Source organism: Acinetobacter sp. CY81 (assembly GCF_059515925.1).
The window spans coordinates 82,800-107,191 of the sequence record NZ_JCAKNC010000010.1 but is presented as its reverse complement, the minus strand read 5'-3'; the positions used below and the strand labels follow the sequence as shown (position 1 = coordinate 107,191).

Here is a 24,392-nt window from a genome sequence, read left to right as displayed (position 1 = left end):
AGGAAATCTAATTGGATTTCCTGGCCCATTTTAAAAGACACTCAATAAAATTTTTCATTATCTATATTTCAAAATTTAATTACTCTTAGTTGATTTTGCTTTATACATTCAGAATCTTTCCAAATACTCACAGATTTCTTCGCTTAAAAACTAAACACGTTAAAAACTCAACTATCCAGTTCTAATAGATTTACATATACTTCAAATTCACAGCATATAAAGCCAATAATAAAGACATGATGTTTGATCGCCTATTGACCGAGTTTTTAGAAGCCCTAAGACGCAGTATATTCCTCAGCATCGGCGCACCTGAAAATCATGATCTGAATTGGGATGTTTTAGCAGCCAAACTGCTCAGTAAGTTGGTCATCATTATTGTCTTAATCACGCTGTTTTGGTTACTCAGTCGCGGGCTACGCAGACTGATTCAATCTATCGCCAAACGTTTGAACGTAAATCCAATTATTATCAATGTAGTTAATAATTCGATTCATTTCTTTTGGCTATTGGCATCCAGTATTACAGTCCTTTCTCAATTTGGATTAGCAGAAAAATATCTTCAAGCTGTGTCTAGAGCAGCCATAGTTTCACTGATTTTCTATGTGATTTGGATGTTGTTTACCAAACTAACGATGCGCTTCTTGGATCGTTTTTATATCGATGATTCGCTCAAGCAATTGCTTCGAAATATCATTTCCGTACTCTTGGTGATCTTTGGCATTGCCGCGATCATGGCTCAGTTTGGATTTAATATTATTTCCATTATGGCAGGTCTTGGGATCGTCGGAATTGCAGTCAGTTTTGCTGCACAATCCACCTTGTCCAATTTCATTGCAGGAATTACGATTTTAATCGAGCGCCCTTTCCACATCGGAGATTGGGTTCGCATCAATAAGTTTGAAGGCAAGATCACACAAATTTTATTACGAACTACACATATTCGAAATCGCGACAACCTGCTCATCATTATCCCTAACTCCACAGTAGCCAATGCTGAAGTCACCAATTTGACTGCTCATGAACGAATGCGATTTGAAAGTTATTGCCGTATTTCATTGCAAGAAGATGTTGAGAAAGCGCGCCAAGCCATTTTGGCACGTTTAGATCTGGAGGATGAGTATCTTAAAACACCTGCACCCAGTGTGGATGTCAGCCAGTTTGCCGAATCTGGCATTGTATTGATTGTTAGATATTGGCTTGAACCTTATCAGATGGAACGATTACCACGTATTCAGGAAAAGCTATTAGAGCATGTCAAAGAAGCACTGCGAGATGCTGAGATCGATGTGCCTTTCCCACATATACGCTTACTAACAGATCAAGCTAAGGATGAAGCTCAATAATGATTCTTTCCGCAAAATTTGTTGTGGTTTTTAAAGCAAAAATTAACAAATTGGATTCGAATTATTTTCAAATGGCTCAGAGTCTGCGAGAAAAAGCTTTAAACCAATTCAACTGCCAAAAATTTGAATCAATAAGCGAAAATGATTTTGAAATTGCTTTGTCTTATTGGAATTCTCTTGAAGATATACATGCATGGCACTTAGATGCTGATCATCATATTGCTCAAAATATTGGAAAAGAAAAATGGTATAAGTATTTCAGTATAGAGGTTTGTGAGATTACACGATCATATTCATCACAGAGTAAACAACAATACAATCCCGCTGGATAATCCAATCAATATAGCTCTAAAAAAAACACCAATCAAAATAGAAATAAACCACTCTTTTTGACTAAACCGCAGATAATGCCCACCACATTGATTTTCTAATTTTTCAACTTGCTTACGTACCAAAAAAAAGTACCACAAAATTAGATACCAAAATGAAAATCCATTCGTTAAACCTGTATTGTTTGGAAATTGGATCATACAAAAAATTGAAATTATCCAAATTGCAAAACCAGCAATTATCCAATTTCTTGCCTTTGATTGAGATTCCAAATCATTTAATTGTTTAGCATTTTTATATAACAAATAACTCCCAAATATAGGAGTAAACAATAATGCCCAACATCCAACTGCATTAGGATTCCATAATTTTAAATGTCTATTTTCCAATATATTCATATTATTTTAAGTCTAGTCGTTTAATTCACATCAAACTCAGATTCAGCAGGATCAAAGCGCCAAGTCCGAACAATACGTAGTTCTGAGATATCTTTCATCTTTTTATCAAAAGCACCAAATGGTGCACCTCGGCGAACCGAACTTTTTGCAGCTTCATCCAAAATATCATAACCCGAACTTTCAAGTAAACGAATGGCACGAATCCCACCCGATGAGTTGAGGATCACCATTAAACGTACTTCACCTGACAAACGCTGCTGTTTCGCCAAATCTGGATAGTAACGATTTCCATAGACTTCGACTTTTTCTCTAAATTTATCTAAGTATGCTGCTGAAGCATCTTGTTTAGCTTGAACGCCATCCACCGTTTTTATTTTCTGTTGGCGACTAAAGTTCTGCTGTTTCTTTAAATACTGTGCTTCTAAACTTGCAACCATTGCCGCTTTGGCTTGGAATTGGCTATTCAGCTCTTCCATCGCTTTTTTACGTTCACTCAGTTCAGCTTGCTTCTGCCAACTGAGTACAGTCATCAGTACTTTTTCTTCGAACTTTAACTCGCGCTTTTGCTGTATTTGTTCAAGCGCTTGCATCTGTTGCTCACCAGCACTGAGATCTTCAGCTTGAGCAGGCATATCTGAAGCCATTCGATGTGCTTCACGGAATGTACCACTTCCCTGCTGATCTGCTTGAGCAAGAAAATCAGCCTGTTCGATTTTCGTCTCGCTTGGTCGAATCGCCAAGGCAATTTCTTTACTTGCAACATCACTTTCTGAAGGTATTGCAAATTGAACTGATAAAAAAATCAGATGTAATACAGTCGCAGAAATCATAGCCCCAATAAACAGCTGATCTCGCCACCATAAGTTTCGTTGTTTCGGATATGCAATTATATTTTTAAACATGACATTAAACCGACAAAACACCCCAAGCAAAAATTTTCAATTACACAAAATTCAGTTTATTCTTACATTTATTAAGTATAGTGTGACGCACCTAATACAATCAGAATCATAATTTTTAAACTGTGAAAATGGTGCATTGAATTTTGCTAAACTGCAATGTTTATGCTCGTATTTTTTAATTTAACTGACAAAATTACGGCCGAACAAAATCAAGATGTTATGGATTGCTAAATATGCCAACGTTATTTTCAAATATTGCCAAACAATTCCGTAAGGTCTATCACAAAGCGGAAGGTTTTATCGAGGAAGAACGAGAATTCCCCATTTCTCAGGTTTTTTTGAATGCGACTTTTAAAAAATTCGTAACCGATAATGTGCAAATTTTAGAAGACTTGCATGCAGACTTACATGAAGACTGGTTGCGTCTTTATGCGACGATTAATGTCAAAGGCTTACACACTATTTTGTCTGTGGATTTGAAACTGGTTCAAATGGAACTCAACAAAGACATGCAACTCATTGTGTTTGAACAGATCAGTGAAACTGAAATTATTGAAGCCAAATTTCCAAATTTCATGATGAAAGTCGGCTTTAAAGCCGCATTATTTTTCTATCAAAAAATATTACGCAAAGATCCTTTAGGGATTATTTTAGAGAAATTTGAAGTCGTCAAAGTTAAAGATGATCTTTTACACTTGGATCTGAACCGCTGGTTAGGTAAAAATAGATCGATTATGGATGCGCTAAATAAAGTTCATGTGAACCATGCTGAACTGCGTGAAACTGAATTAGTCGTGATTGGCAATGTGAATTTAATGGCGCTGTTTAGCAAAATGAATAGTGCACGGTATGAAACACCTATAAGTGAAAAAGAACTTGATGATCAGGTAACACCCATAGTTCAGAAATAAATCAATGAGCATGAATTAAGTTTTGATCGGTTTAAATGGTAATCTCAACTTTGAAGTTAGAAATAACGTTAATCAATGCGACAAATATTCATTGAATTCAATATTAAACCATTGATTCAACTTAATTCCTGAGTCAAATTAGAATGTGGGTTTTTACATAAATTCACATATTTAACCTTAATCTTGATTTTTTCTACTTTTTTGAGTCGCATACTCAACTTATATAGTTCTCGTCGCATGATATGCAAAGGAAAAATTTTATGGCTTTAATCGCATTCAAAAAATTAAGTGTAATCACAGGTGTGAGTACAGCAATTTTATTCGCAGGCTATTCAAGTCAAGCGCTTGCGATGAGTCCTTTCCAAGCAAGCTATCAGTTTGCCTACAATGGTAAAAACTTAGGTTCTGCGACTCGAACATTAAGTAAGTCTGGTAATAACTGGACCTATGTATTTGCAGCTAAAGCAGGTGCTATTGCTTCTGCGACTGAAACCAGTCGTTTTAGTCTGAACAATGGTCAGATTACATCGGGTAATTTCACTCGAACCAGTAAAATTTTGGTGCACAACAACACTATGAGCATCAAGTTTAATCCATCTGCCAAAACCATTAATACAACCAAAGACAAAGAAAACCGTTCATTCGCGTGGAAAGCTGGTGTTTTGGATGAGTTAAATGCAGAACTACAACTTCGTGAAGATTTAAAAGGCAGTGGCTTAAAGTCAAACTACTATCTTGCTGATGCCAAAGAAATTGAACCACGTAAGTTTGTTAGAGCAGGTACTGAAAAAGTGAAAACCAGTTATGGTACTTTTGATACTGTTAAAGTGGTTATGAAACATGACAAACCAGATCGTGACACCATCTTTTGGTTAGCGCCTAAACTTGATTACCTACCTGTGAAAGTCACCCATCAAGATAAGAAAACATCTTATGGACTTTTACTCACTGGGTATAAAGGACCAAGTAATTAATCTTTTTTGATCGATTTTACTTGCTTTTTTCAAGATGCTTTTTAAAATACGCCTTTGCTTTTTCTTAAGCATCTTGTCCTAGAGGATTCTCCCGTGCACGCATTAGAACAGAAAATCTTGAGTGAAGGTATCGTTCTATCTGATCAAGTTTTGAAAGTCGATTCTTTCCTGAACCATCAAATTGACCCTGCAATGATGCAAAAAATTGGTCAAGAATTTGCACGTCTATTTAAAGATGCAGGTATTACCAAGATCATTACAATCGAAGCTTCAGGTATTGCACCAGCTGTTATGGCGGGTCTAGAACTCGGTGTCCCTGTTATTTTTGCACGTAAATATCAATCTTTAACACTTAAAGATGATCTTTATCGCTCTAAAGTATTTTCATTTACCAAGCAAATTGAAAGTACCATTGCGATTTCTAAAAAGCACATTGCATCTACTGACAAAGTTTTAGTGATCGATGACTTTTTGGCAAATGGTCAAGCTGCTTTAGGTCTTGCAGACTTAATCCATCAAGCTGATGCATCTGTTGTGGGTATTGGTATTGTGATTGAAAAATCATTCCAGCCTGGTCGTGATTTATTACTTGAAAAAGGCTATCGCGTTGAATCATTGGCACGTGTTCAATCACTTGCAAATGGTAAGGTTGAATTTGTTCGCGATTAATCTGCGAATGAGATCTAAATTGAGCGCCTTGTGCGCTCTTTTTGTTTTAAGGTACTTACTCATAAATTAGGCTGATTAGAAATCAAATCTTCAAGCTTAAAATGATGTTCTGACCGATTCCTTTTTGTATGAAAGCAATAGCTCATCAAGAGTCGAATATCTCTGAGATTGACATGACAAAGCTACATAATTTAATTTAGCATTAGCGTAAAATGCCGATATCAAATATAAAATTTGAACATAATTGAGATAATGATGATGGAACACAACCCAAGCTGTCCAAAATGTGGTTCAACCGATGTGATAAAACGTGATCACGAACAATTCTTACAAAAAACGGGTGGCGTACTGTTATCTGCTGCGGGAACAACCGCAGGAACTGTCGGTGGTGCAGCTTCAGGGGCATCTATTGGCGCAGCCATTGGAACTGTTGCAGGTCCATTGGGTGTCATTGTCGGTGGTACAGTCGGAACTTTTGTGGGTGCTATCAGTGTCGGTATTACAGGTGGCTTCCTCGGTCATCGTTTTGGTAAAAAAGCCGGTGAAATCGTGGATAAAAATGTATTTTTAGACTTTCAATGTCAAAAATGCAAACATCGCTTTGAAGATAAATCAAAACCAAAAGATTCAACAGAAAATTAAATTTGTAATATACAAATAAAAATGGGCATTTTTGCCCATTTTTATTTCGTTATTTATCTACGTCGATTTTATTATTTAAAAAATTAAATTGCTTGTAGCTTTTTAACAACATCACCTAATCGTTTACCCTGTTCCACACAGAGTGATTTTTCATCCTGACTCATCCCTTGATCATGTCGCGGGCCACTGACATGCGTTGCACCATAAGGTGTGCCACCCGTTTTCGTATTGGATAATGCAGGGTTGGCATTGGTTAATCCCATAATCATCATTCCATGATGAAATAGCGGTGGTAGCATCGTCAACAGTGTACTTTCTTGACCACCATGCATAGAACCTGACGCACTAAATACACATGCAGGCTTGCCATGTAAAGCTCCATTCAACCAAAGACTAGTGGTCTGATCTAAGAAATATTTCATCTCACTTGCCATGTTTCCGAAACGTGTTGGTGACCCTAAAGCTAAACCTGAACAATGTTGTAAATCTTCAAGAGTGCAGTAAATATCCCCTTCTTCAGGAATACTTGGCTCTGCCACATTCACGACAGTTGAAATATTGGGAACTGTTCTAATTTTTACTGAAATGCCTGATGCCTCAATTCCATCTGCAATCAAATGTGCCATTTCTTTGGTTGAACCATGTTTACTGTAATAGAGAACAAGTACATAAGTTTGCATAGACAGGTCTTTCAGATCAAAAAGAAAACTATACGGTATTTTTCCGTTTTTTTGGTTAAGCTATACGATGAAAGCTTAATAAAGTTAACGAAAAATAATAGAGAATGATGTTTTATGATGGATTTATTGAAAAAACTTCCTTTCTACAATAAAACTTGGTTTCAGTTCACCTTATTCGTTTTACGACGTTTTGAAGGTAATAACTGCCGTGAACAGGCAGGTTCTTTAACCTATACCACTCTATTTGCCGTTGTACCGATGTTAACGGTTTTTCTGGTGATCATTTCTTCTATCAAGGCATTAGAGCCTGCCAGACAACAGCTTCAGCAACTGATTTATAGCAACTTTTTACCCAAAACCAGTATCGCCTTTGATAAAGCACTCAACTCTTTTACCGAAAATTCCAGTAATTTGACTATTATTGGGGTGCTGTTTCTATTCATTACAACCGTCATGATGCTGACCAGCATTGAAACGGCGTTTAACCGTATTTGGCGGGTTAAAGAAACCCGTAATGGCATCGTCGGTTTTATGCGGTATTGGACTATTATTTCTTTGGGACCGATTTTGTTGGGTAGTGCCTTTGTGATTTCATCCACCTTGGCATCCATGAATGTCTTAAGCAATAATTTTGCAGGTTATGAAGTCGATGGAGCCGCATTGCTTTGGCTTATTTCGATTGGTTTGACCATGGTCGGGTTCTTCACCCTGTATTGGACAATTCCCAATCGTTCTGTTCCTGTTCGTGCCGCAATGATTGCAGCCGTATTTAGTGCGATCACCTTTGAGTTACTCAAAAATTTATTTGGTTTTGTCATGGCAAATTTCACCAGTTATCAATTGGTGTATGGTGCTTTTGCCGCAGTGCCGATTTTCCTCCTTTGGATTTATTTATCTTGGAATATCGTCTTACTTGGCGTTGAGATTAGTTATGCTTTAACTGCATTCCATACAGGTAAAATTCAAACTCGCCATCCGATTTTAATGCTCTTAGATATGCTTGAATTGTTTTATAAAAAGCAAAAAATGGGTCAATCGGTAACTGATGAAGAAGCGCTGAATATCTTAGGTCGTGGTGAAATTGGACGCTGGCCTACCTATGTAAAATTACTCGAAAAACAGAATGTCATTAAACGTACCGACAAAGATGATTATGTTTTGGTCCGTAATTTGGATCATTTAGATTTCTGGTCATTCTATAAATCTCTTCCCTATACCCTACCTCGTCGTGAAGATGTAGAGCATGTCCATGAAGATGATGTATGGATGCAACGGATTGGACCTGCACTAATCGAATCTGATGAATATCTTGCAGCAAAACTTTCGATTCCTCTTTCGACCATTTTGGACGAAAAATAAAAGAGTCAAACCCACTGCAACTTCTAAAGAAAAAGACCTCCATTGAGGTCTTTTTCCATTTGTAAGCGTTATTTTTCTCTGTTTTAAAATATTTGATTATCTATTCTGCATTCATATTTAACTGCTTTTCGCTGAATCCATCCAACCTCGAATACTGACAATGATAATGCCAAGCATCACCATCACAGCACCAATGAAAAAGTTAAGTTCAATTTTTTCATTTAAAAACCAAACACCAAATACCATACCAAAAATCGGCGTCAAAAATGAAAAGACACCTAAACGTGAAGCCAAATAATTTTTGAGTAACCAAAACCACAGTAACAAACTAAAGAAAGACACAATTAAAGTATGAAAAATCAAACTTGCTCCAGCCACCCAAGTCCATTGAATATCAGCTTGTCCCATGACAAAAGCCAATGGGAACATAATCAAAAAGCATCCAACCAATTGGTAAAACAATATATGTGTAGGGTGCGCTTCAGATAACTGGCTCATCCGTAATACAATCGTGGTTAGCGCCCAAAACACACCAGACAACAGCGCTAAAAAGTCACCATAAAGTACCAGTGAAAGATCTTGACCCGCTGATTCCTGTCGCCCAATAAAGGTCACCATAATGCCGATAAAAGCAACCAAAATACCTAACCATTGGATCTTAGACAGTCGCTCTGCTGGAAATTTAAAGTGCAAACCTAACGCCGTAAAAATAGGTGCGGTATAGAGCAACATCACCGTATGTGAAGCAGATGTATAACGCAGTGCTTCCGCAACCATTATAAATTCAACAGCAAATAAGAAAGCCACTAAAGCACCGGGCTTTAAATAACTTTTTGATAGCAATCCAACACCTTGAGGCAACTTAATCATTGGATAAACTAAAATTGCAGCTAGACCTGAACGCAATGCAATTTGCATCATGGCTGAAATATCTTCAGCTGCTATTTTTAAAATGACTTGCTGTAAGCCTAATATCAGACATAGTCCAAGCATTAACAACGATGCTTTTGAGTCTAGCGCTTTACGTTGATCCAAGATGCATTCTCAAGTTTCATAGATTGAGCTACTATAAAACTGGCAACTTCAAAACATATAGCGGATTTCAGACAAATCATCTCGTCTTTCAGGCAAACTGATTCTTATGATCAAAAAAGCATTCAAACAACAGCACATTGCATCATTATTAGAACTCAAAACCAATAATGACATCGTAGCCCCATTATGGTTTCAATATCGTCATGACCCCGCATTGTCGATGTATCCGAGTCATGGTCATGCATGGGGTGAATTCGTCTATGCGTATGATGGCATGATGCAAATCAATATCGGTGAGCAACAACTGATTACACCACCTCATTATGGTATTTGGTTACCGCCATATTTAGAACATAGTGGTATGAATCGTACTGACGTAAAACATGGAACTCTCTATGTACATGAACAGCTATGTACCAAAGTCAGTGATCAAGCAGGTATTCTACTTATATCACCTTTGGTTTCTGCATTGTTTGAGCATTTAAAGTCTGAACATTTAAAGCTTGAACACTTAAAATCAGAATCAGAAAGCCAATTAGCGCATTCAAAAATAGATCCTGATGCGCATTTAAGAGTTTTACAGGTGATTCTTGATCAATTGGCACAAGCAACGCATATCGGTAGTTATTTACCAAGTACAGCTCATCCCGCACTTAAAATCTTATTGGATTATTTACATGATCATCCTGCTGACAATAGTTCATTAAAGCGACTTGCTGAACGGATCAATATGACTGAACGCACTTTGGCACGGCACAGTCAATCTGAACTAGGTATGTCAATTCATGAGTGGCGACAACGTTTAAAAGTAATGAAAGCGATGAGTATGTTGAGTGAGCTAAAATCCGTTGAAAATATAGCTTTCGACCTTGGCTATGCCAGCACTTCTGCTTTTATTAGCATGTTCAAACGCTGGATGAATACGACCCCAGATCAATTCAGGAAACAATACCAATAATTTTCTTCATTTTTCTCATAATAAAAAACCCGAGTTTGAACGTCCAAACTCAGGTTTAAAAATATTTAGATTGCCTTATCTCAGTATACCTAATCTGAGTTTGCTTAATCTGGGCTTACCTATTATTGTTAAATCTCAACTAAGCACCAAATCATTTGGTGATTGATTAACTTGTATCAACCCTTCATTGGAAATTTAAGTTAAATAGACTGAGTCAAAATCACTTCACAAAAGTTTTCCAGACGAAATCTTGGCTTTCACCTTTTAAAGTCATCTTTAAATCATCACCAGTATGCAGTGCTGCAACACCAGCAGGCGTACCAGTCATAATCACATCACCCACCTCTAAGGTAAAAAATTGACTGATATCTACCAATAAACTCGCAATATCAAAAATCATCAAAGAAGAATTACCTGTTTGACGAAGTTGATCATTTACTTCTAGCGTATATTGAACCGATGACCAATCTTTCACTTCAGATACATCCACCCAATCACCCAACACACATGAACCATCAAATGCTTTAGAGCGTTCCCAAGGCTGACCTTTCTTTTTCAAATCATCCTGAAGTTCACGTAAAGTTAGGTCTAATCCTAATGTCACCGCACCAATGGCTTGTAATGCTTTTTGCGGGTCATTTTCAGCTTTAAGCTGACGATCTATACGTAAGCTGAGTTCACATTCGTGATGACAATTGCCCCATGCAGGATTCCACGAAATACCATCTTCTAAAGAAATCAAGCTACTCGGTGGCTTGATAAATAAAACTGCACGATCAGGAATTGCATTACCCAACTCTTTGGCATGATCAACATAATTACGACCGACACAGATAATTTTTGATGGTTGTGAATGCATGTCCTACCCTTTTTATTCAATGATTATTCTCGTTTATAGCTTATGCTTTTTTTATAATTTTGTAAGTATCCAATTTGCAGTAAAAATATTCAAAATTTGAAAAAAAGCGATGAAAAATTAAGGAGTCAAAATCTATATAAATCCAAAGTAACCCTTAAATAATTCCTTAAAGAACCCATTAAATAGCCACTTAAATATCCTCATAAAAAAGCCATCAGATATTTAATCCAATGGCTCATTTTAAAAACTCAAATTAAGAATATAAGGTCTAAATATAGAACTCTTATTTTTTAAACGTGTTTTCGAATAAAGTACGATCTGTCTCATTTTCAAAAGCACGCTTTGGAATAATCACGACTGTACTATTTTTCAATTCAATCATATACGTCAATTTACCCGCAGCAAATTTATTCACATCGGTATAGCTAAATGCCTGCTTAGGACGTCCGCTTGAGAATAATTCGGCAGAATTTTGAAAGAGATCAATACCCTGCTCATGCTTACCAAATTGATATTTTTCAAATTGGCGTTTAAACATCATCGGTAGAAACCAATAGCGCATAATCACTTGTAAAATAATAAAGAAAGCACCCAGTGCCACATAATAACGACCCACGCCATCTAAACCTAAGTAAAATCCCCAGATCAGAATAGCTAAACTCACCAATGGTGTTAAAAAGCGGGTAAATTGCTTTTTGCCAAAGGTCGCTAAACCAAAGCCATCTTGAGATTCATCAATATTCAAAAAATAACGGACAGATAAAGTAGGCTTGTTGTCAGACATACATGCTTCAATAGATTGGATACAAGTTGCCAAGATATTACACCAATTTAAGCTATTTTTAGCATCTCACTGTGGCATTTATTCACTGTGTGGATACAAGCACACTATTGTATCGCTGAAGACAATGTTTAAAATCTAGAAAATATAAAAATACGAAAAAATAAAATAGGCAACATTATGTATAGAGGCATTACTGGCTGTGCTTTGCTCATTCTTGGTTTTACTGTACAAGCTCAAGCTAAAATTATTACGTGGAAAGATAATATTCCAAGTAGCTTACAACCCTTTCAGAACAATGCTCAACAATTGGCAAGTTTGGCTCAGGATAAAATTATCATCTATGCACATCCTGCCATTAAAACATTTGTACCAACTGATTCTAAGAACCCTAATCCAACAGCGACATTCACCTCTTCTGCTGTTGTACTTCCGATGAGCAGCGCAGCTGTTGCTAAAATATTGAGTCAATATGATCAGTATGTTGGACTATTTCCAACTTTAAAATCTGCAAAATTACTGGAGAAAGCAGGCAATATCAGCCAAATGAAATATAAAGTTTCTATCCCTACACCCATTCCTGTTTTGAACTTCAATGAAGATGTTATTTTTCAGCATCAACTGGGTAATAACAGTCTATCTAGCATCGTGATTGATGCACCTGTACCTTATGGCATTGGTAAATTTGAATGGTTTAGTTTAGGTAACAATAAAACTTTAGTGACCTTGACCCAATGGAGTGACCTCAATCAGCCTAAAGGTTTTTTATTTAGTCAGATATTAAAGGCTGTGCCTGAAGCCAAATTAGGCATACCCGGTGGAACCAATGCTTTTATTTTAGAATCATTACGTAAAAAAGTGATCAATCTCAAAACCACAACACTCAATCCAGGTGAAGTTGCTCAAACTCAATTGAATAAAACCCAATTAGACAAGCTTGTTCAAGTAAGTCGTAATTCTCAGCAACCTGTCAGCTTTATTCATGGCTTAAGCTCTGTGCCCTATCAGCATGGTCGTGAAAATCTACGCTTTGTCACCAGTTATCAATACTACCCATTAAATAAACAGCAATTACAAAAGTGGCTAAAACCCAATGCTTACCAAGCGATTTTTCCAAGACAGATTAAAAAAATAAACATTACAGATGAATCCAGTACTTCACAAAATACAGATATAAAAGTCAGTGTCGGATTGGGGGTGATCACTATTCCTTTTGATTTTAAGTTGAATTTCAAATATCCCGATGCATCATCCAATCAATTTCATGCTAATGGCGGTGATTTAAAATATGTAAAAGGCCAAATGGGATTGCATAGTCTTTCGCAAGGCACGTTATTTCAGCTGACATCCGCAGTTAAAATTGATAATCAAGCACCATTTCTCCTGCGTGCCGTTCGTAGCCTTCCTTATCATGACTTGCTTCCTGCGGTAGGTGCGAACCATGTTTTTTTGCTTAAAGTTAAAAATACGAAGTCGTGATTTATAATTAAAATATCTTAAATATCAGACACAAAAAAACCGCAACATGTGCGGTTTCTTGTCATTTTACATCTATCGATGATCAAGTTGGTGCGCTCAGAGAGATTCGAACTCCCGACCCCTTAGTTCGTAGCCAAGTGCTCTATCCAGCTGAGCTATGAGCGCGACGTCTTGATGGAGTGCATTATATATGAATATTATTTTTTGTTAAGTACTAATTTTGAAAAAAACACTCAAGCGTCTAGTAATTAATCATTTATAGTTTTAATCTATTAAAAATTATCCAATTTAGCTTTTGATTACATGATCAGTTAAAAATATCATCCAGCTCAAATAAATATAAACTCACATGAAAAAAATAATCTAGATCAAATAATACATGATGCTAATTTCCCAAAAGAAGATTCAGAAAGTGCAACACCTACTGACATGAAAGCAAAAGAGAGTCATTCTACATCTAGCTTAAACCCTAAAGAAAAGGATAAAGATAATTTTTCTAGACAGGTCTTTAGACGCATTGAAACTATTATGATCGTGGCAATTTCAAGTTTTTATTTATTTTACGAATTTCACAATGAAATAGACCTATACAAACATCAAAAATGGCAAACCATTTCTATACATGAAATTTTAGATGCCAAATTTGATCATTACCAAGGACAGGACGGATACACACTGGCTCTACCATCAACTCAACCTCAATCTTGGATTTATCAAAAATGCGATACCAAATTAGAAGAATTCTGTGAGTTATTAAAAAAATCAAAATCACAACCTGAATCCATACATTCAGCAGCTTTAAGTAATATGCGTATTGATTATTATCAACAAACTCACCCTGTTGCGTCTGATGAAGTGATACTCAAAGGGATAAATTATATTGATACAAATGGAAAACAACAGTCTATCGATTATTTAACCACCCCGCCTCAATACACTACCGACTTGAAAAATATTTATTACTATTTATGGATCTCATTCGCTGTGATTATTGCAAATAACTTTTATATTTTAAGATGGATTAAAAATCATCAAAATCTGCCTAAACCCTTTATCTATAGTACTTTATGTATTCTTACACTCTATAGCCTTTATATGCTTTACCAAGCCCTAAATATCACGCTCAGTTAATTAAGTTTTAAATGAATAAAATATTCATGAAATTTCAAACAAAAAAAACCGCAACATGTGCGGTTCTTTGTCAATTTTACATCTTTCGATGTTCAAGTTGGTGCGCTCAGAGAGATTCGAACTCCCGACCCCTTAGTTCGTAGCCAAGTGCTCTATCCAGCTGAGCTATGAGCGCGTACTTGAGTGTCTTTCGACTTCGTTACAACGATTTAACTTGATTGGTGCGCTCAGAGAGATTCGAACTCCCGACCCCTTAGTTCGTAGCCAAGTGCTCTATCCAGCTGAGCTATGAGCGCATTTCAAGTTTTTCGTTGGCGGTGAGAGAGGGATTCGAACCCTCGGTGGGAGTTAAAGCCCACGCTCCCTTAGCAGGGGAGTACCTTCAGCCACTCGGCCACCTCACCGTAACGAGTCGCCATAATACAAACTTCGCCCCCACTCTTCAAGTCAGAAATCAAAAAAATCTTAGATTTTTGATCAATCATATATTTTTTATACGATTTTCAGCTTTTTTTACGATTTCTTAAACTTTATTGATTCAAAATAGAACATAAACCCATTAGCATGAACTCACAAAGTGCAGAAATACACGTGATTAATGCAATCATTTACGTGCAGTCTGCGTTAGCATGACTTATGCTAAACCTATCTTCTGACATGAAGCCAAAGACATATGAAAAATTGGGTCGATCCTGAAGCTAAAGCGGAAGCTCAACGTTACGACAATCCTATTCCAAGCCGTATCTTAATCTTAGAGACGATTGAAAATAGTCAACATCCCCTTTCACACTCTGAACTTGTGGAACATTTCCAAATTGCCGATCAAAAAAGTATTGATGCTTTAAGTCATCGCTTAAGTGCAATGGTACGCGACGGTCAGCTCATGAAAGATGGATTCAAATTCCAGCTCATGGCAGATCAACCGGTTTTTGATGCTACGGTCTATATCAATGCTAAAGGCTTTGGCTCAGCGAGCCTTGATGGCGGCAAAAAAGAAGAAATGGTGCTGCCAGAGCGTGAACTACGCCAAGTATTTCACGGTGACCGCATTAAGGTGCAACAAACCTCGGTCGATCGTAAAGGTAAAGCTTGGGGTTACATTACTGAAGTGACTCAACGTCGCGTCAAACAAATTATTGGTAAATTGGCTGAGTTTGAAGGTGAATACTTTATTCAACCTGCAGCGCCTAACGCACATCAGCCGATTACTTTAGAAAAAGAATTGGTTGAACATGCCAAAGTAAAAGTGGGTGATTCGGTTCGTGTCGAAATTGATACATTCCCTACCCGTGACGAATTTGCCAATGCACATATTGTGCAATCAATGGCAGACAAAGCTGATACGGAAATCATCATTCCACAAACGATTTTAGAATTTGGTCTTCCATTTGAATTCCCAGAAGCGGTTGTGAATGATGCTGAAAGCTTCAAAGAACCGAATGCTCAAGATATTAAAGGTCGTATTGATCTACGTGATTTAGCATTAGTGACCATTGACGGCGAAGACGCACGTGACTTTGACGATGCTGTTTATGCAGAAAAACGTCCAGGTGGTGGTTATCGTGTAGTCGTTGCGATTGCCGATGTAAGCCATTATGTCCGTACCAATAAGCCTTTGGATGATGAAGCACAGGAACGTGGTACCTCTGTGTACTTCCCTCATTTTGTTCTTCCAATGTTGCCTGAAGCACTTTCGAATGGTTTGTGTTCACTCAATCCTAATGTAGATCGTCTATGTATGGTCTGTGATTTGAATTTAAGCCGTGCAGGTAAAGTGACTAAATTTGAATTCTATCCATCTGTGATGCATTCAAAAGCACGTTTAACTTACGATCAAGTTGCAAAATACTTTGATGGTGACAGTGCAGCAATCACAGAAGACCGTGATGTACGCAAATCATTGAATACGCTGTTCCAATTGTATCAAGTGCTCAAAGGCTTACGTGCCGAACGCCATGCGATGGAATTCGAAACGGTTGAAACCTATATGACCTTCGATGAATTGGGTGGAATTAAAGAAATTCTCCCACGTTCACGTAATGATGCACACAAGCTTATTGAAGAATGTATGTTGTTAGCCAACGTCGCAGCAGCTGAATATGCATTGAAAAATGAAATTCCTATGCTGTACCGTGTGCATGAGCCACCTGAGTTTTCACGTATTCAAAAAGTACGTGATTATGTGAAATTACTTGGCTTGAGTTTCCCTGAGCAACCGACTCAGAAAGATTACCAAGCCGTGATCGAAGCGACTAAAGATCGTATTGATGCGCCAAGTATTCACGCTGTGTTGTTACGTTCAATGATGCAAGCGTATTACGGTCCAAATAATGCAGGTCACTTTGGTTTAGCGTATGAGGCATATACTCATTTCACTTCACCGATTCGTCGTTATCCTGACTTGTTACTTCATCGTGCCCTGAAAGCACATTTGAATAAAAAGCCTTCGCCTCTTTCAGGTGGCGCTTTGGAAGAAGCAGGTTCACATTTCTCTGCAACTGAACGTCGTGCCGATGAAGCGTCTCGCTCTGTGACGACTTGGTTGAAATGCCATTATATGCAACAGCATATTGGTGAAGAGTTTGTTGGAAATATCAGTGCCACAGCTGAATTTGGTTTATTTGTGACACTCAAAGACTTGTATGTCGATGGTATGGTCCATGTCAGCCAATTGGGCGATGACTTCTTTGTATTTGATCAAGCGAGCCAGAGTTTAGTTGGTCAAAACCGTGGACAAACCTTTAGCTTAGGCGATGAAGTTGGTATTAAAGTGGCTGGGGTGAACCTAGAAGAACGTAAAATTGACTTTGAATTGGTTCAACAATTGAGTCATGCAGGTCGTGCGATTCGCAGTCGTGCTCCACGCGTTGCAAAACCGACCACTAAAGAAGAAGTATTCGATCGTATGTTCAAAGAACCTGCTGATCCTGCTTTAGTAATCGAAGGTGGCGATAAACCTGTACGTAAGAAGAAGCCTAGAGTGAAAGCTTCTGAAGATGTTAGAAAGCCAGCGAAGAAATCGAGCCCTAAATCTGCGGAGCAAAAAGCCAAAGATAAAGCCAAGAAAAAAGCAAAGGCGAAAAAGAAAAAAGCCAATGCTAAGGCGAAAATCGAGTCCTAAGTTTCAACAGAAAGAGCGCTACGGCGCTCTTTTTTATGACGATAAATTTATAAAACAAATAGATATTCATTTTTTACAATTAAGTTACCCAAATATGACTAAAAACATTCGTAAAGTTGTACCTATTATTTTAAGAAAATTCGATTCTCAAAATGAAATATTAGTTTTCCGCCACCCTTTAGCAGGTATACAGATTGTAAAAGGTACTGTCGAAGAACATGAAACTTTAGAATTCGCCGCTCTTAGAGAGTTAAAAGAAGAATCGGGCATTAATGATGCATTTATTGATAAATATTTTGGAATACATTGCCCTATGCAGAAAGGACCAAATTGGCATGTGTTTTTGTGCAAAGCTACACAATCGTTACCAGAATATTGGCAACATTTTTGTGCTGATGATGGTGGGCTAGTTTTCTCATTTTTTTGGCATCCACTCAATGAGAGTCCAAACTATGAATGGCACCCTATCTTTCAAGAACTTTTACAATTTATCGAGCAGAAAATGATAGAGTCAAGCTCATAAACAATAAGATCAAATGTCAGATTAATTTACCATTAAAACTTGATTTCCCACTCTAGAAGCCCTACATCTATAAATAACCTACTTAATAATTTGGCATCTATAAATGACTTTAGAAAAGGCAACTTTGCCTGTTCCCCAGTTTGATCAAATCACTTTAGATCAACTCAAAATAAATATTCAGCAATCCATTGAGAATGGGCAAAAATTCATCAAAGAATTACAGGCAGTACCTGAGAGCATTCAAGAACAGCTCAAAGTATTAGAACAGATTGATACACTTGAAAATCAAATGAGTGAATCATGGGGCGTGCTGTCACATCTCAATGCCGTGATGAACAATACTGAAACGCGTGAAGTGTACCAGTCTTTACTGCCTAGCCTGAGCGAGTACTATACTCAACTGGGTCAACATACTGCTTTGTATCAAACCTATCAGCATGTGCATGATTCATCTCTCTTTGAGAGCTTCCCAGCTGCTCAACAAAGTGCGATCAAACTGGCTTTGCGTGACTTCAAACTTTCAGGTGTTGCATTAGAAGGTGAAGCGAAAGAACGCTATGCACAAATTTCAGCACGTCTATCTCAATTGTCTTCAGACTTTTCAAACCATGTATTGGATGCAACCCAAGCCTACTTCAAACCTTTGACAGAACAACAGCTCAAAGGTCTACCTGAATCAAGCATCGAGTTACTGAAGCAATATGGTCAACAGCGCGAGCTAGAACAAGCCGTTGCGACTCTAGATATACCTTCGTACCTTGCCATCATGACCTATGCAGATGATCGTGAATTACGTCAAGAGCTATACAAAGCCTATACGACACGTGCTTCAGATCAATCTAAGCAAACTGAATTTGACAATACACCTGTGATGGAAGAAATCCTGAGCCTTCGTCAAGAAATGGCGAAACTGCTTGGCTTTGATAATTATGCTGAATACTCTCTAGCCAGTAAAATGGCACCAAGTGTACAAGCAGTTGATCAATTCTTAGTAGAGCTTGCAGAGCATGCGCGACAACCGGCTCTCAAGGAAACCGAAGATTTAAAAACCATTGCTGCTGAAAATGGTGTCACTGAGATTCAACCTTGGGATAGCACCTATTATTCTGAAAAACTAAAAGTACAACAGTTCAATTTATCTCAAGAAGCCCTGAAACCTTATTTCCCAACACCAAAAGTGATTCAGGGTTTATTTAGCATTGTGAATCGCCTATACGGTATTCAAGTGATTGAACGAGAAGCTCCTCTTTGGCATAAAGATGCACATTATTATGAGCTTGAAGATCAAGGAACCGTAATTGGCGGTTTCTACTTCGACCTATATGCACGAAGTGGTAAACGTGGTGGTGCATGGATGAGTGGCTTCCGCTCACGCATGCAAACCAATGACGGCTTACAAAAACCGATTTGTTATATGGTGGGGAATTTTACGCCACCTGTAGGTGATCAACCTGCGCTACTTACCCATGATGAAGTAGTCACCCTATTCCATGAGTTTGGTCATGGCTTACATCATATGTTGACTGAAGTAGATAATATTTCAGTGGCAGGAACTCACGGCGTTGCTTGGGATGCAGTTGAATTACCAAGTCAATTTATGGAATTCTGGACATGGGACAATGAAAGCCTAGCTTTAATTAGCGAACACATTGAAACCAAAGAATCGTTACCCCAAGATCTACTGCAATCATTGCTTAATGCTCGCTTCTTCCAATCAGGTATGCAAACCTTACGTCAAATTGAATTCGCACTTTTCGATTTGAGTATTCATAAAGCTGCCCCTGCTCTTAATGCGGAACAAGTTCAATCAACATTAAATGATATTCGCCAAAAGTTCTCTGTATTACCTACAGTGCCATATAACCGCTTCCAAAATAGCTTTAGTCATATTTTTGCAGGTGGCTATGCAGCTGGATATTATTCATACAAGTGGGCTGAAGTTTTGGCAAGCGATGCATTCGATCGCTTTGAAAGTGAGGGCATTTTCAACATCGAAACAGGAAAAGAATTTCGTCAAGCTATTCTAGCAGTTGGCGGAAAAGACACAGCACTTGACGCATTCGTCAGATTCCGTGGGCGTGAACCAAAAATTGACGCATTGTTACGTCATCAAGGTTGGACGAACCCCACTAAAAGCGCTTAAACTATTGCCTTAGTAAATCAAAGGTGAGTTTCATGGCTATCAAACGTCGCTTCATTGCAGGTGCAAAATGTCCTAAATGTGAGGCAATGGATCGTATCGTGATGCTCACCTCTGATGATGCAGAGTGGATTGAATGTGTAGAATGTACTTATTCCGAAAATCGTCCGACACACGTAGAAGAACCATTAGAACCAGAAGTCGCAGATGAGATCGGGGTCATTCAATTTAAGCCACGTCAGACAAAATAGATTGGGGAATCTGAATGTCGGTAGATCAATCAAATCAATCCAATTTAATTTGGAAAATATCAGGCGCATTGTCTGCAATGATTATCGTTGCAGCTGCTTTTATGTATTTACAGTCCAAAAATGAACCTACAGCAGTGGAACAAACACCACCTGCTATACAAAAAAAACCTGCTGAACAAGTAGTAGCACCTGTTCAAGTTGAAGAAGCAGCTTCTCAACCTACCGTTGAAGATACCCAGGCTTTAGTCAACGAATCTATTTTAAAAGATGAAGTTCCTACTAATCCATCTTTAGCAAAAGAAGAAATTTCTAAGCTTGAAGATATACAAGATCAGCTTTTAACTCAGCAAACGATGCTTGCCGAGCAAGAAAAAAATGCTGAACAACTGATTAAACTTAAAGAAGAGCAAATTCAAATTCTTGAACAACAGTTGATTGCAAACAACTAAAATTTTAGTGTTTAAGCATTCTAATTCGTATTGGCTCTACTTGAATCCATAAAAATCCTAAACATATGTGAATCGAGATACTTTGATTTTGGGTTTAAATCATTCATTTGAGATCATCTTTAAATTGTATCTTTATTATTTGAATTCTATGAAATCGTTACCACACGTAAAATAGAGTTAAAGCTAAGTCCTAACTTTAAAATATGAGCAAATCAAAAAAGCACCCGAAGGTGCTTTTTGTCATTTATTGATTTCGTTTTGATATCAATCTTACTTAATGATACCAACCAAATAATTTAAATACATATGGTAGGTATGCAATGATCAGCATGGCTGGTGCCATCACAATCAGCGGTAAGATCCAACGTTCATATCTGTAATAGAAAGATTTATGACGTACTTCAGCATCTGCTGCTGCAACTTCTTCATCGCCGATCGACTGCCTAGCGAGAAGATGATTCAGTGCAACAGGCGGTGATACGTAGCCAAGCTCAAAGCCAATCAATGCGATCATCCAGAAGTGAACAGGGTCAATACCGTATTTATAGGCGACAGGTGCAACCGTGGCTGAAATCAAAATCACCGCACCAAATGGATCCATGATCATACCGACGAAGATCATCACCAATACAATCAACGTGATTACGATGTAAATATTCTCAATGTTGGTTGGGAACATTTCCATGATCTCAATACGCTCAAGGTATCCGCCGACACTGACAGACAGTGCCATAAGAATAACCAGCGCACCAATATGCCCTACAGTTTCACTTGAAGAGATATGAATAGACTTCCAAAAGCTCACTTTACGCTCTGGATTTTCAGGGCTGTCTTGCGCAGCAATCGTTGATGCAGATACATGCGATTTGGATGCTTCTTGTTCAACTGAGCTATGGCTTAGATTGGTATCCCAATGTCCAACCGCCGCCAATGGTGCTGGTTCGTGGCGAAGTTTTTCGTATAACACCATAATCAATAGAATGATCGGCATCATCACAGGTGCAGTGAATTCATTTAAATCTGTATTCAATGCATATTTGTAAAATAACCAAACGATCAAGAACACAATTACATAAGGAACAACTGCCAGTAATCCCTTCAATGAGCGAGGAAGTGCCTCACTTGGAGATGCAATACGAAATTTCTGCTCTGCGAAAAAGAGTGAAACTACAAGAAATAAAGTAGATGTCAGCAGGAATACATACATCCCATACTGATAAAGTAGATCGGTCGTTACTTCCTTATTCAACGATGCAACCACAACAATCAACAGACATGGACGTAATACCACACCCAATGAACCAGACATTGCAGCTGTTGCTAATGCAAATTGACGGCGTCCACCTGCGTTCCACACTTCTTTATAGATAATCGCACCCGCCGCAATCACGAAAATACCCGAAGCGCCTGTATAGGCTGTCGGGAGTGCTGCTGCCAATAAAATCAACCACGTTAATGTCTCAGGTGCTAAATTCCATGGACGTAGAATATTCAGGAACTTATCAACAATAAGGGTTTGTTTCAACAACATCCCTGCCCAAATAAATAAGGCAAGATTTAAGAAAATAGATGAGAATTCAACCAATTGACCTAAGTAGATTCCTTGACCCATCGGATAATCCATCACGAAGGTAAAATTAATACCCGTAATGATCGCCATATAGGCATATAGCGGTACAGCCAACAACGCCAAACCAATTGAACCACCAGATTTCGCAGTATCAGGAATACGGAACAGATGATAAACACTGATCAAGGTCAGAATGCCAAATAAAATCATCCACAACCAGTAGATGATATTCATCTCTGTGGTAGGTGGAACACCTGAGTTTAAAACAGATAAATACTGACTAATTGATGAACTGGTTAAGAACCCATTACCTAGAATCATAGCAACCGCATAGACTCGATAATCAAGACGAGAGCTTGGACCACGTAAACCAATATGATGAATTTTTAGCGTTGCTGTGATTGCAGCCAACACCACCATAATAATCAGTAATAAGGCTTTATTATCCGTACCGAATTGGAAAATACCAAAGAAAGTGGTTTCCATTGTACGGTATGGTCGAATCGATGGATGTTCATCTAAATGCTTCATCGACTTGTCGTAGAAAGCATATTTCTCTTCACATAACTGCTGACCTGCCAATACCGATGCACGTACATCAGCTTCTGAAGTTGTACCGAAAATATCGGCAAACTCATCATTGGCGTTGCTCTGCATCTGCGTTTGTACAAGTTGATCAATATTCGGATTGCGATCGCATGTTGGCTTTTCAGGCTCAGCGCGTAAAAAAGAATATTGCATCCCTGTTTTCGGGTCACCATATAAATTTTCACCCAAGCGCAACATTTGCCCATGGATCATTTCACCTGTCCCAATAATGAGTGTGAGCAGTAGTAGAAGTAAAATTGTGAATGCGGAAATCCACTCAGTCCAAATATAACTAAGCAGACCTAGTCCAGATCTCTTATTTGTAGGCTGTTGCATTGTTATTCCATTTTTATTTTCCGCCATACATCAACTGTACAGCTCATCTTTTATAATTGGGTCAGGTAAAATCCATTACCTAATTGCCACTCTGTATCACTGTTTTCAAATTTGAACTATTTTTTATTTTTAAATAATGACTGAATTTCACAATTTTAAAGAATTTATGTCAATTTCAGCACCTAAATATCCTTAAGTATTATTTATTTAAAGTCCTTTTACTATCATTAAAACAATTTAAATATAGTAAATGCGTACATTTGATCTAAAAATAAATTTAGATTTTGAAAAAGTAATAACAACTCAATCCAGACAAGATCATTGACTTAATCGGTTGTTTGATTTTTCTGCGCCATAAGTTTTTCATACAACATATAGCAAAGTGCTAAAACAATTCCCCAAACCAATCCAATCCAATGTGCTTCTATTAATACTGGGCTGCCGATCAATTGACTGGTTTGTAATGACCCCATGAAGTTTTCCCATAACACTTTTGCGAGCGCCAAAGAGATTACCAAGAAAGCAAATTTTCGTTCTGAATTAAACTGTAAGAAATAAATAGCAGCAGCCCCATACAAGCCATGAAGTACACCCGATAGCCCCGCATAGGCTTCAACCTGTGGAATACAGAAATAGAAACTGAGACTAATCAGAGGTGGTAACAACACCAAAAGTAAGATGGCATAGCGATTTTTAAGATGTGGAAAGATAAAAGGTAAACAGGCAAAGGCCACCATATTCAAAGCATAGTGAATCCAGCCCACATGCACCCAATGCGCTGTCCACCAACGCCAAATTTCTTCAAAAAAAATTGGTCGCCAATAAATAAAATGTTCTTGGAATACTTGTAGACATGCAGAAAAACTCATGCAAAAAGCAATGAAGAGAATCTTTCTGACCAATGCTTGGTCTTTCATATCATGCTACTCCATAAAGAAAAAAGAGCAAATATTGCTCTTCTAT

General features: G+C 37.8%; 23 protein-coding genes and 4 tRNA genes. 15 read left to right on the top strand and 12 right to left on the bottom strand.

The window, feature by feature from the left end; all coding sequences use genetic code 11:
* The first annotated feature begins 236 nt into the window (after window positions 1-236).
* Both AC5YDM_RS11905 and AC5YDM_RS11900 read left to right on the top strand, forming a co-directional pair.
* Window positions 237-1,343, top strand: coding sequence for a mechanosensitive ion channel family protein (locus AC5YDM_RS11905; RefSeq protein WP_496152300.1), 1,107 nt, complete (start codon window positions 237-239; stop codon window positions 1,341-1,343).
* The gene (locus AC5YDM_RS11900) at window positions 1,343-1,675 is read left to right on the top strand and encodes an antibiotic biosynthesis monooxygenase family protein (RefSeq protein WP_496152299.1); all 333 of its coding nucleotides are present in this window, start codon (window positions 1,343-1,345) and stop codon (window positions 1,673-1,675) included. Before AC5YDM_RS11905 ends, AC5YDM_RS11900 begins: the two co-directional genes overlap by 1 nt.
* Here the strand turns inward: AC5YDM_RS11900 and AC5YDM_RS11895 are convergent.
* Both AC5YDM_RS11895 and AC5YDM_RS11890 read right to left on the bottom strand, forming a co-directional pair.
* A complete protein-coding gene (locus AC5YDM_RS11895; protein ID WP_496152298.1) occupies window positions 1,640-2,071 on the bottom strand; it encodes a hypothetical protein in 432 nt (143 codons plus the stop codon). The two genes, AC5YDM_RS11900 and AC5YDM_RS11895, sit on opposite strands and share 36 nt — an antisense overlap.
* A gap of 20 nt (window positions 2,072-2,091) precedes the next feature.
* On the bottom strand, window positions 2,092-2,973 hold the full coding sequence (locus tag AC5YDM_RS11890) for an energy transducer TonB (protein WP_496152297.1): 882 nt from the start codon (window positions 2,971-2,973) through the stop codon (window positions 2,092-2,094).
* A gap of 233 nt (window positions 2,974-3,206) precedes the next feature.
* On the opposite strand from AC5YDM_RS11890, the gene AC5YDM_RS11885 reads away from it, so the two are divergent.
* The 4 genes from AC5YDM_RS11885 (at window position 3,207) to AC5YDM_RS11870 (ending at window position 6,169) form a co-directional block, all read left to right on the top strand.
* Window positions 3,207-3,884 carry a hypothetical protein gene (locus AC5YDM_RS11885; RefSeq protein WP_496152296.1) on the top strand — a complete coding sequence of 226 codons (678 nt, stop codon included), beginning with the start codon at window positions 3,207-3,209 and terminating at the stop codon, window positions 3,882-3,884.
* Window positions 3,885-4,144: 260 nt separating this feature from the next.
* Window positions 4,145-4,858: a DUF3108 domain-containing protein gene (locus AC5YDM_RS11880; protein ID WP_496152295.1), complete on the top strand. Its 714-nt coding sequence runs from the start codon at window positions 4,145-4,147 to the stop codon at window positions 4,856-4,858.
* Between the two features lie 93 nt (window positions 4,859-4,951).
* Window positions 4,952-5,527 (top strand): xanthine phosphoribosyltransferase, encoded by a 576-nt coding sequence (locus tag AC5YDM_RS11875; RefSeq protein WP_496152294.1) that lies wholly within the window; start codon window positions 4,952-4,954, stop codon window positions 5,525-5,527.
* A 258-nt stretch (window positions 5,528-5,785) separates the two neighbouring features.
* Window positions 5,786-6,169 carry a hypothetical protein gene (locus AC5YDM_RS11870; RefSeq protein WP_496152319.1) on the top strand — a complete coding sequence of 128 codons (384 nt, stop codon included), beginning with the start codon at window positions 5,786-5,788 and terminating at the stop codon, window positions 6,167-6,169.
* Between the two features lie 83 nt (window positions 6,170-6,252).
* Here the strand turns inward: AC5YDM_RS11870 and wrbA are convergent, their stop codons facing one another.
* On the bottom strand, window positions 6,253-6,849 hold the full coding sequence (wrbA, locus tag AC5YDM_RS11865; protein ID WP_496152293.1) for an NAD(P)H:quinone oxidoreductase: 597 nt from the start codon (window positions 6,847-6,849) through the stop codon (window positions 6,253-6,255).
* Between the two features lie 114 nt (window positions 6,850-6,963).
* Between wrbA and AC5YDM_RS11860 the strand changes: the two genes are divergently transcribed.
* Window positions 6,964-8,208: a YihY family inner membrane protein gene (locus AC5YDM_RS11860; protein WP_496152292.1), complete on the top strand. Its 1,245-nt coding sequence runs from the start codon at window positions 6,964-6,966 to the stop codon at window positions 8,206-8,208.
* A gap of 117 nt (window positions 8,209-8,325) precedes the next feature.
* Here the strand turns inward: AC5YDM_RS11860 and AC5YDM_RS11855 are convergent, their stop codons facing one another.
* Window positions 8,326-9,243: a DMT family transporter gene (locus tag AC5YDM_RS11855; RefSeq protein WP_496152291.1), complete on the bottom strand. Its 918-nt coding sequence runs from the start codon at window positions 9,241-9,243 to the stop codon at window positions 8,326-8,328.
* Window positions 9,244-9,352: 109 nt separating this feature from the next.
* Between AC5YDM_RS11855 and AC5YDM_RS11850 the strand changes: the two genes are divergently transcribed.
* Window positions 9,353-10,201 carry an AraC family transcriptional regulator gene (locus AC5YDM_RS11850; protein WP_496152318.1) on the top strand — a complete coding sequence of 283 codons (849 nt, stop codon included), beginning with the start codon at window positions 9,353-9,355 and terminating at the stop codon, window positions 10,199-10,201.
* Between the two features lie 220 nt (window positions 10,202-10,421).
* On the opposite strand, the gene AC5YDM_RS11845 is transcribed toward AC5YDM_RS11850, so the two are convergent.
* Together AC5YDM_RS11845 and AC5YDM_RS11840 are read right to left on the bottom strand one after the other, a co-directional pair.
* A complete protein-coding gene (locus AC5YDM_RS11845) occupies window positions 10,422-11,060 on the bottom strand; it encodes a fumarylacetoacetate hydrolase family protein (RefSeq protein ID WP_496152290.1) in 639 nt (212 codons plus the stop codon).
* A 283-nt stretch (window positions 11,061-11,343) separates the two neighbouring features.
* Window positions 11,344-11,844, bottom strand: a complete 501-nt coding sequence (locus AC5YDM_RS11840) for a YcxB family protein (RefSeq protein ID WP_496152317.1) — start codon at window positions 11,842-11,844, stop codon at window positions 11,344-11,346.
* A gap of 177 nt (window positions 11,845-12,021) precedes the next feature.
* Here AC5YDM_RS11840 and AC5YDM_RS11835 point away from each other — a divergent pair, with 177 nt between their 5' ends.
* Window positions 12,022-13,320, top strand: a complete 1,299-nt coding sequence (locus tag AC5YDM_RS11835; RefSeq protein ID WP_496152289.1) for an SRPBCC family protein — start codon at window positions 12,022-12,024, stop codon at window positions 13,318-13,320.
* An 88-nt stretch (window positions 13,321-13,408) separates the two neighbouring features.
* On the opposite strand, the gene AC5YDM_RS11830 is transcribed toward AC5YDM_RS11835, so the two are convergent.
* Window positions 13,409-13,485, bottom strand: a tRNA-Arg gene (locus AC5YDM_RS11830).
* Between the two features lie 264 nt (window positions 13,486-13,749).
* Here AC5YDM_RS11830 and AC5YDM_RS11825 point away from each other — a divergent pair.
* Window positions 13,750-14,451, top strand: a complete 702-nt coding sequence (locus AC5YDM_RS11825; protein ID WP_496152288.1) for a hypothetical protein — start codon at window positions 13,750-13,752, stop codon at window positions 14,449-14,451.
* Between the two features lie 98 nt (window positions 14,452-14,549).
* Here AC5YDM_RS11825 and AC5YDM_RS11820 read toward each other — a convergent pair.
* The 3 genes from AC5YDM_RS11820 to AC5YDM_RS11810 form a co-directional block, all read right to left on the bottom strand.
* Window positions 14,550-14,626 (bottom strand) — tRNA-Arg (locus AC5YDM_RS11820).
* Between the two features lie 44 nt (window positions 14,627-14,670).
* A tRNA-Arg gene (locus AC5YDM_RS11815) sits at window positions 14,671-14,747 on the bottom strand.
* Between the two features lie 16 nt (window positions 14,748-14,763).
* Window positions 14,764-14,855, bottom strand: a tRNA-Ser gene (locus AC5YDM_RS11810).
* A gap of 269 nt (window positions 14,856-15,124) precedes the next feature.
* On the opposite strand from AC5YDM_RS11810, the gene rnr reads away from it, so the two are divergent.
* The 5 genes from rnr to AC5YDM_RS11785 all read left to right on the top strand — a co-directional run bounded on the left by rnr (window position 15,125) and on the right by AC5YDM_RS11785 (window position 20,935).
* Window positions 15,125-17,572 (top strand): ribonuclease R, encoded by a 2,448-nt coding sequence (gene rnr, locus AC5YDM_RS11805; protein ID WP_496152287.1) that lies wholly within the window; start codon window positions 15,125-15,127, stop codon window positions 17,570-17,572.
* Window positions 17,573-17,666: 94 nt separating this feature from the next.
* Complete coding sequence (locus AC5YDM_RS11800) at window positions 17,667-18,095, top strand: NUDIX hydrolase (protein WP_496152316.1); 429 nt, start codon at window positions 17,667-17,669, stop codon at window positions 18,093-18,095.
* 103 nt (window positions 18,096-18,198) lie between these two features.
* On the top strand, window positions 18,199-20,238 hold the full coding sequence (locus tag AC5YDM_RS11795; RefSeq protein ID WP_496152286.1) for a M3 family metallopeptidase: 2,040 nt from the start codon (window positions 18,199-18,201) through the stop codon (window positions 20,236-20,238).
* Window positions 20,239-20,276: 38 nt separating this feature from the next.
* Window positions 20,277-20,486 carry a YheV family putative zinc ribbon protein gene (locus AC5YDM_RS11790; protein ID WP_496124812.1) on the top strand — a complete coding sequence of 70 codons (210 nt, stop codon included), beginning with the start codon at window positions 20,277-20,279 and terminating at the stop codon, window positions 20,484-20,486.
* 14 nt (window positions 20,487-20,500) lie between these two features.
* Window positions 20,501-20,935, top strand: coding sequence for a hypothetical protein (locus AC5YDM_RS11785; protein ID WP_496152285.1), 435 nt, complete (start codon window positions 20,501-20,503; stop codon window positions 20,933-20,935).
* Between the two features lie 274 nt (window positions 20,936-21,209).
* Here the strand turns inward: AC5YDM_RS11785 and AC5YDM_RS11780 are convergent, their stop codons facing one another.
* Both AC5YDM_RS11780 and rrtA read right to left on the bottom strand, forming a co-directional pair.
* Window positions 21,210-22,595, bottom strand: coding sequence for a TRAP transporter large permease subunit (locus AC5YDM_RS11780; RefSeq protein ID WP_496152315.1), 1,386 nt, complete (start codon window positions 22,593-22,595; stop codon window positions 21,210-21,212).
* A gap of 1,160 nt (window positions 22,596-23,755) precedes the next feature.
* Window positions 23,756-24,346, bottom strand: a complete 591-nt coding sequence (gene rrtA / locus AC5YDM_RS11775) for a rhombosortase (protein WP_496152284.1) — start codon at window positions 24,344-24,346, stop codon at window positions 23,756-23,758.
* Window positions 24,347-24,392 lie beyond the last annotated feature (46 nt).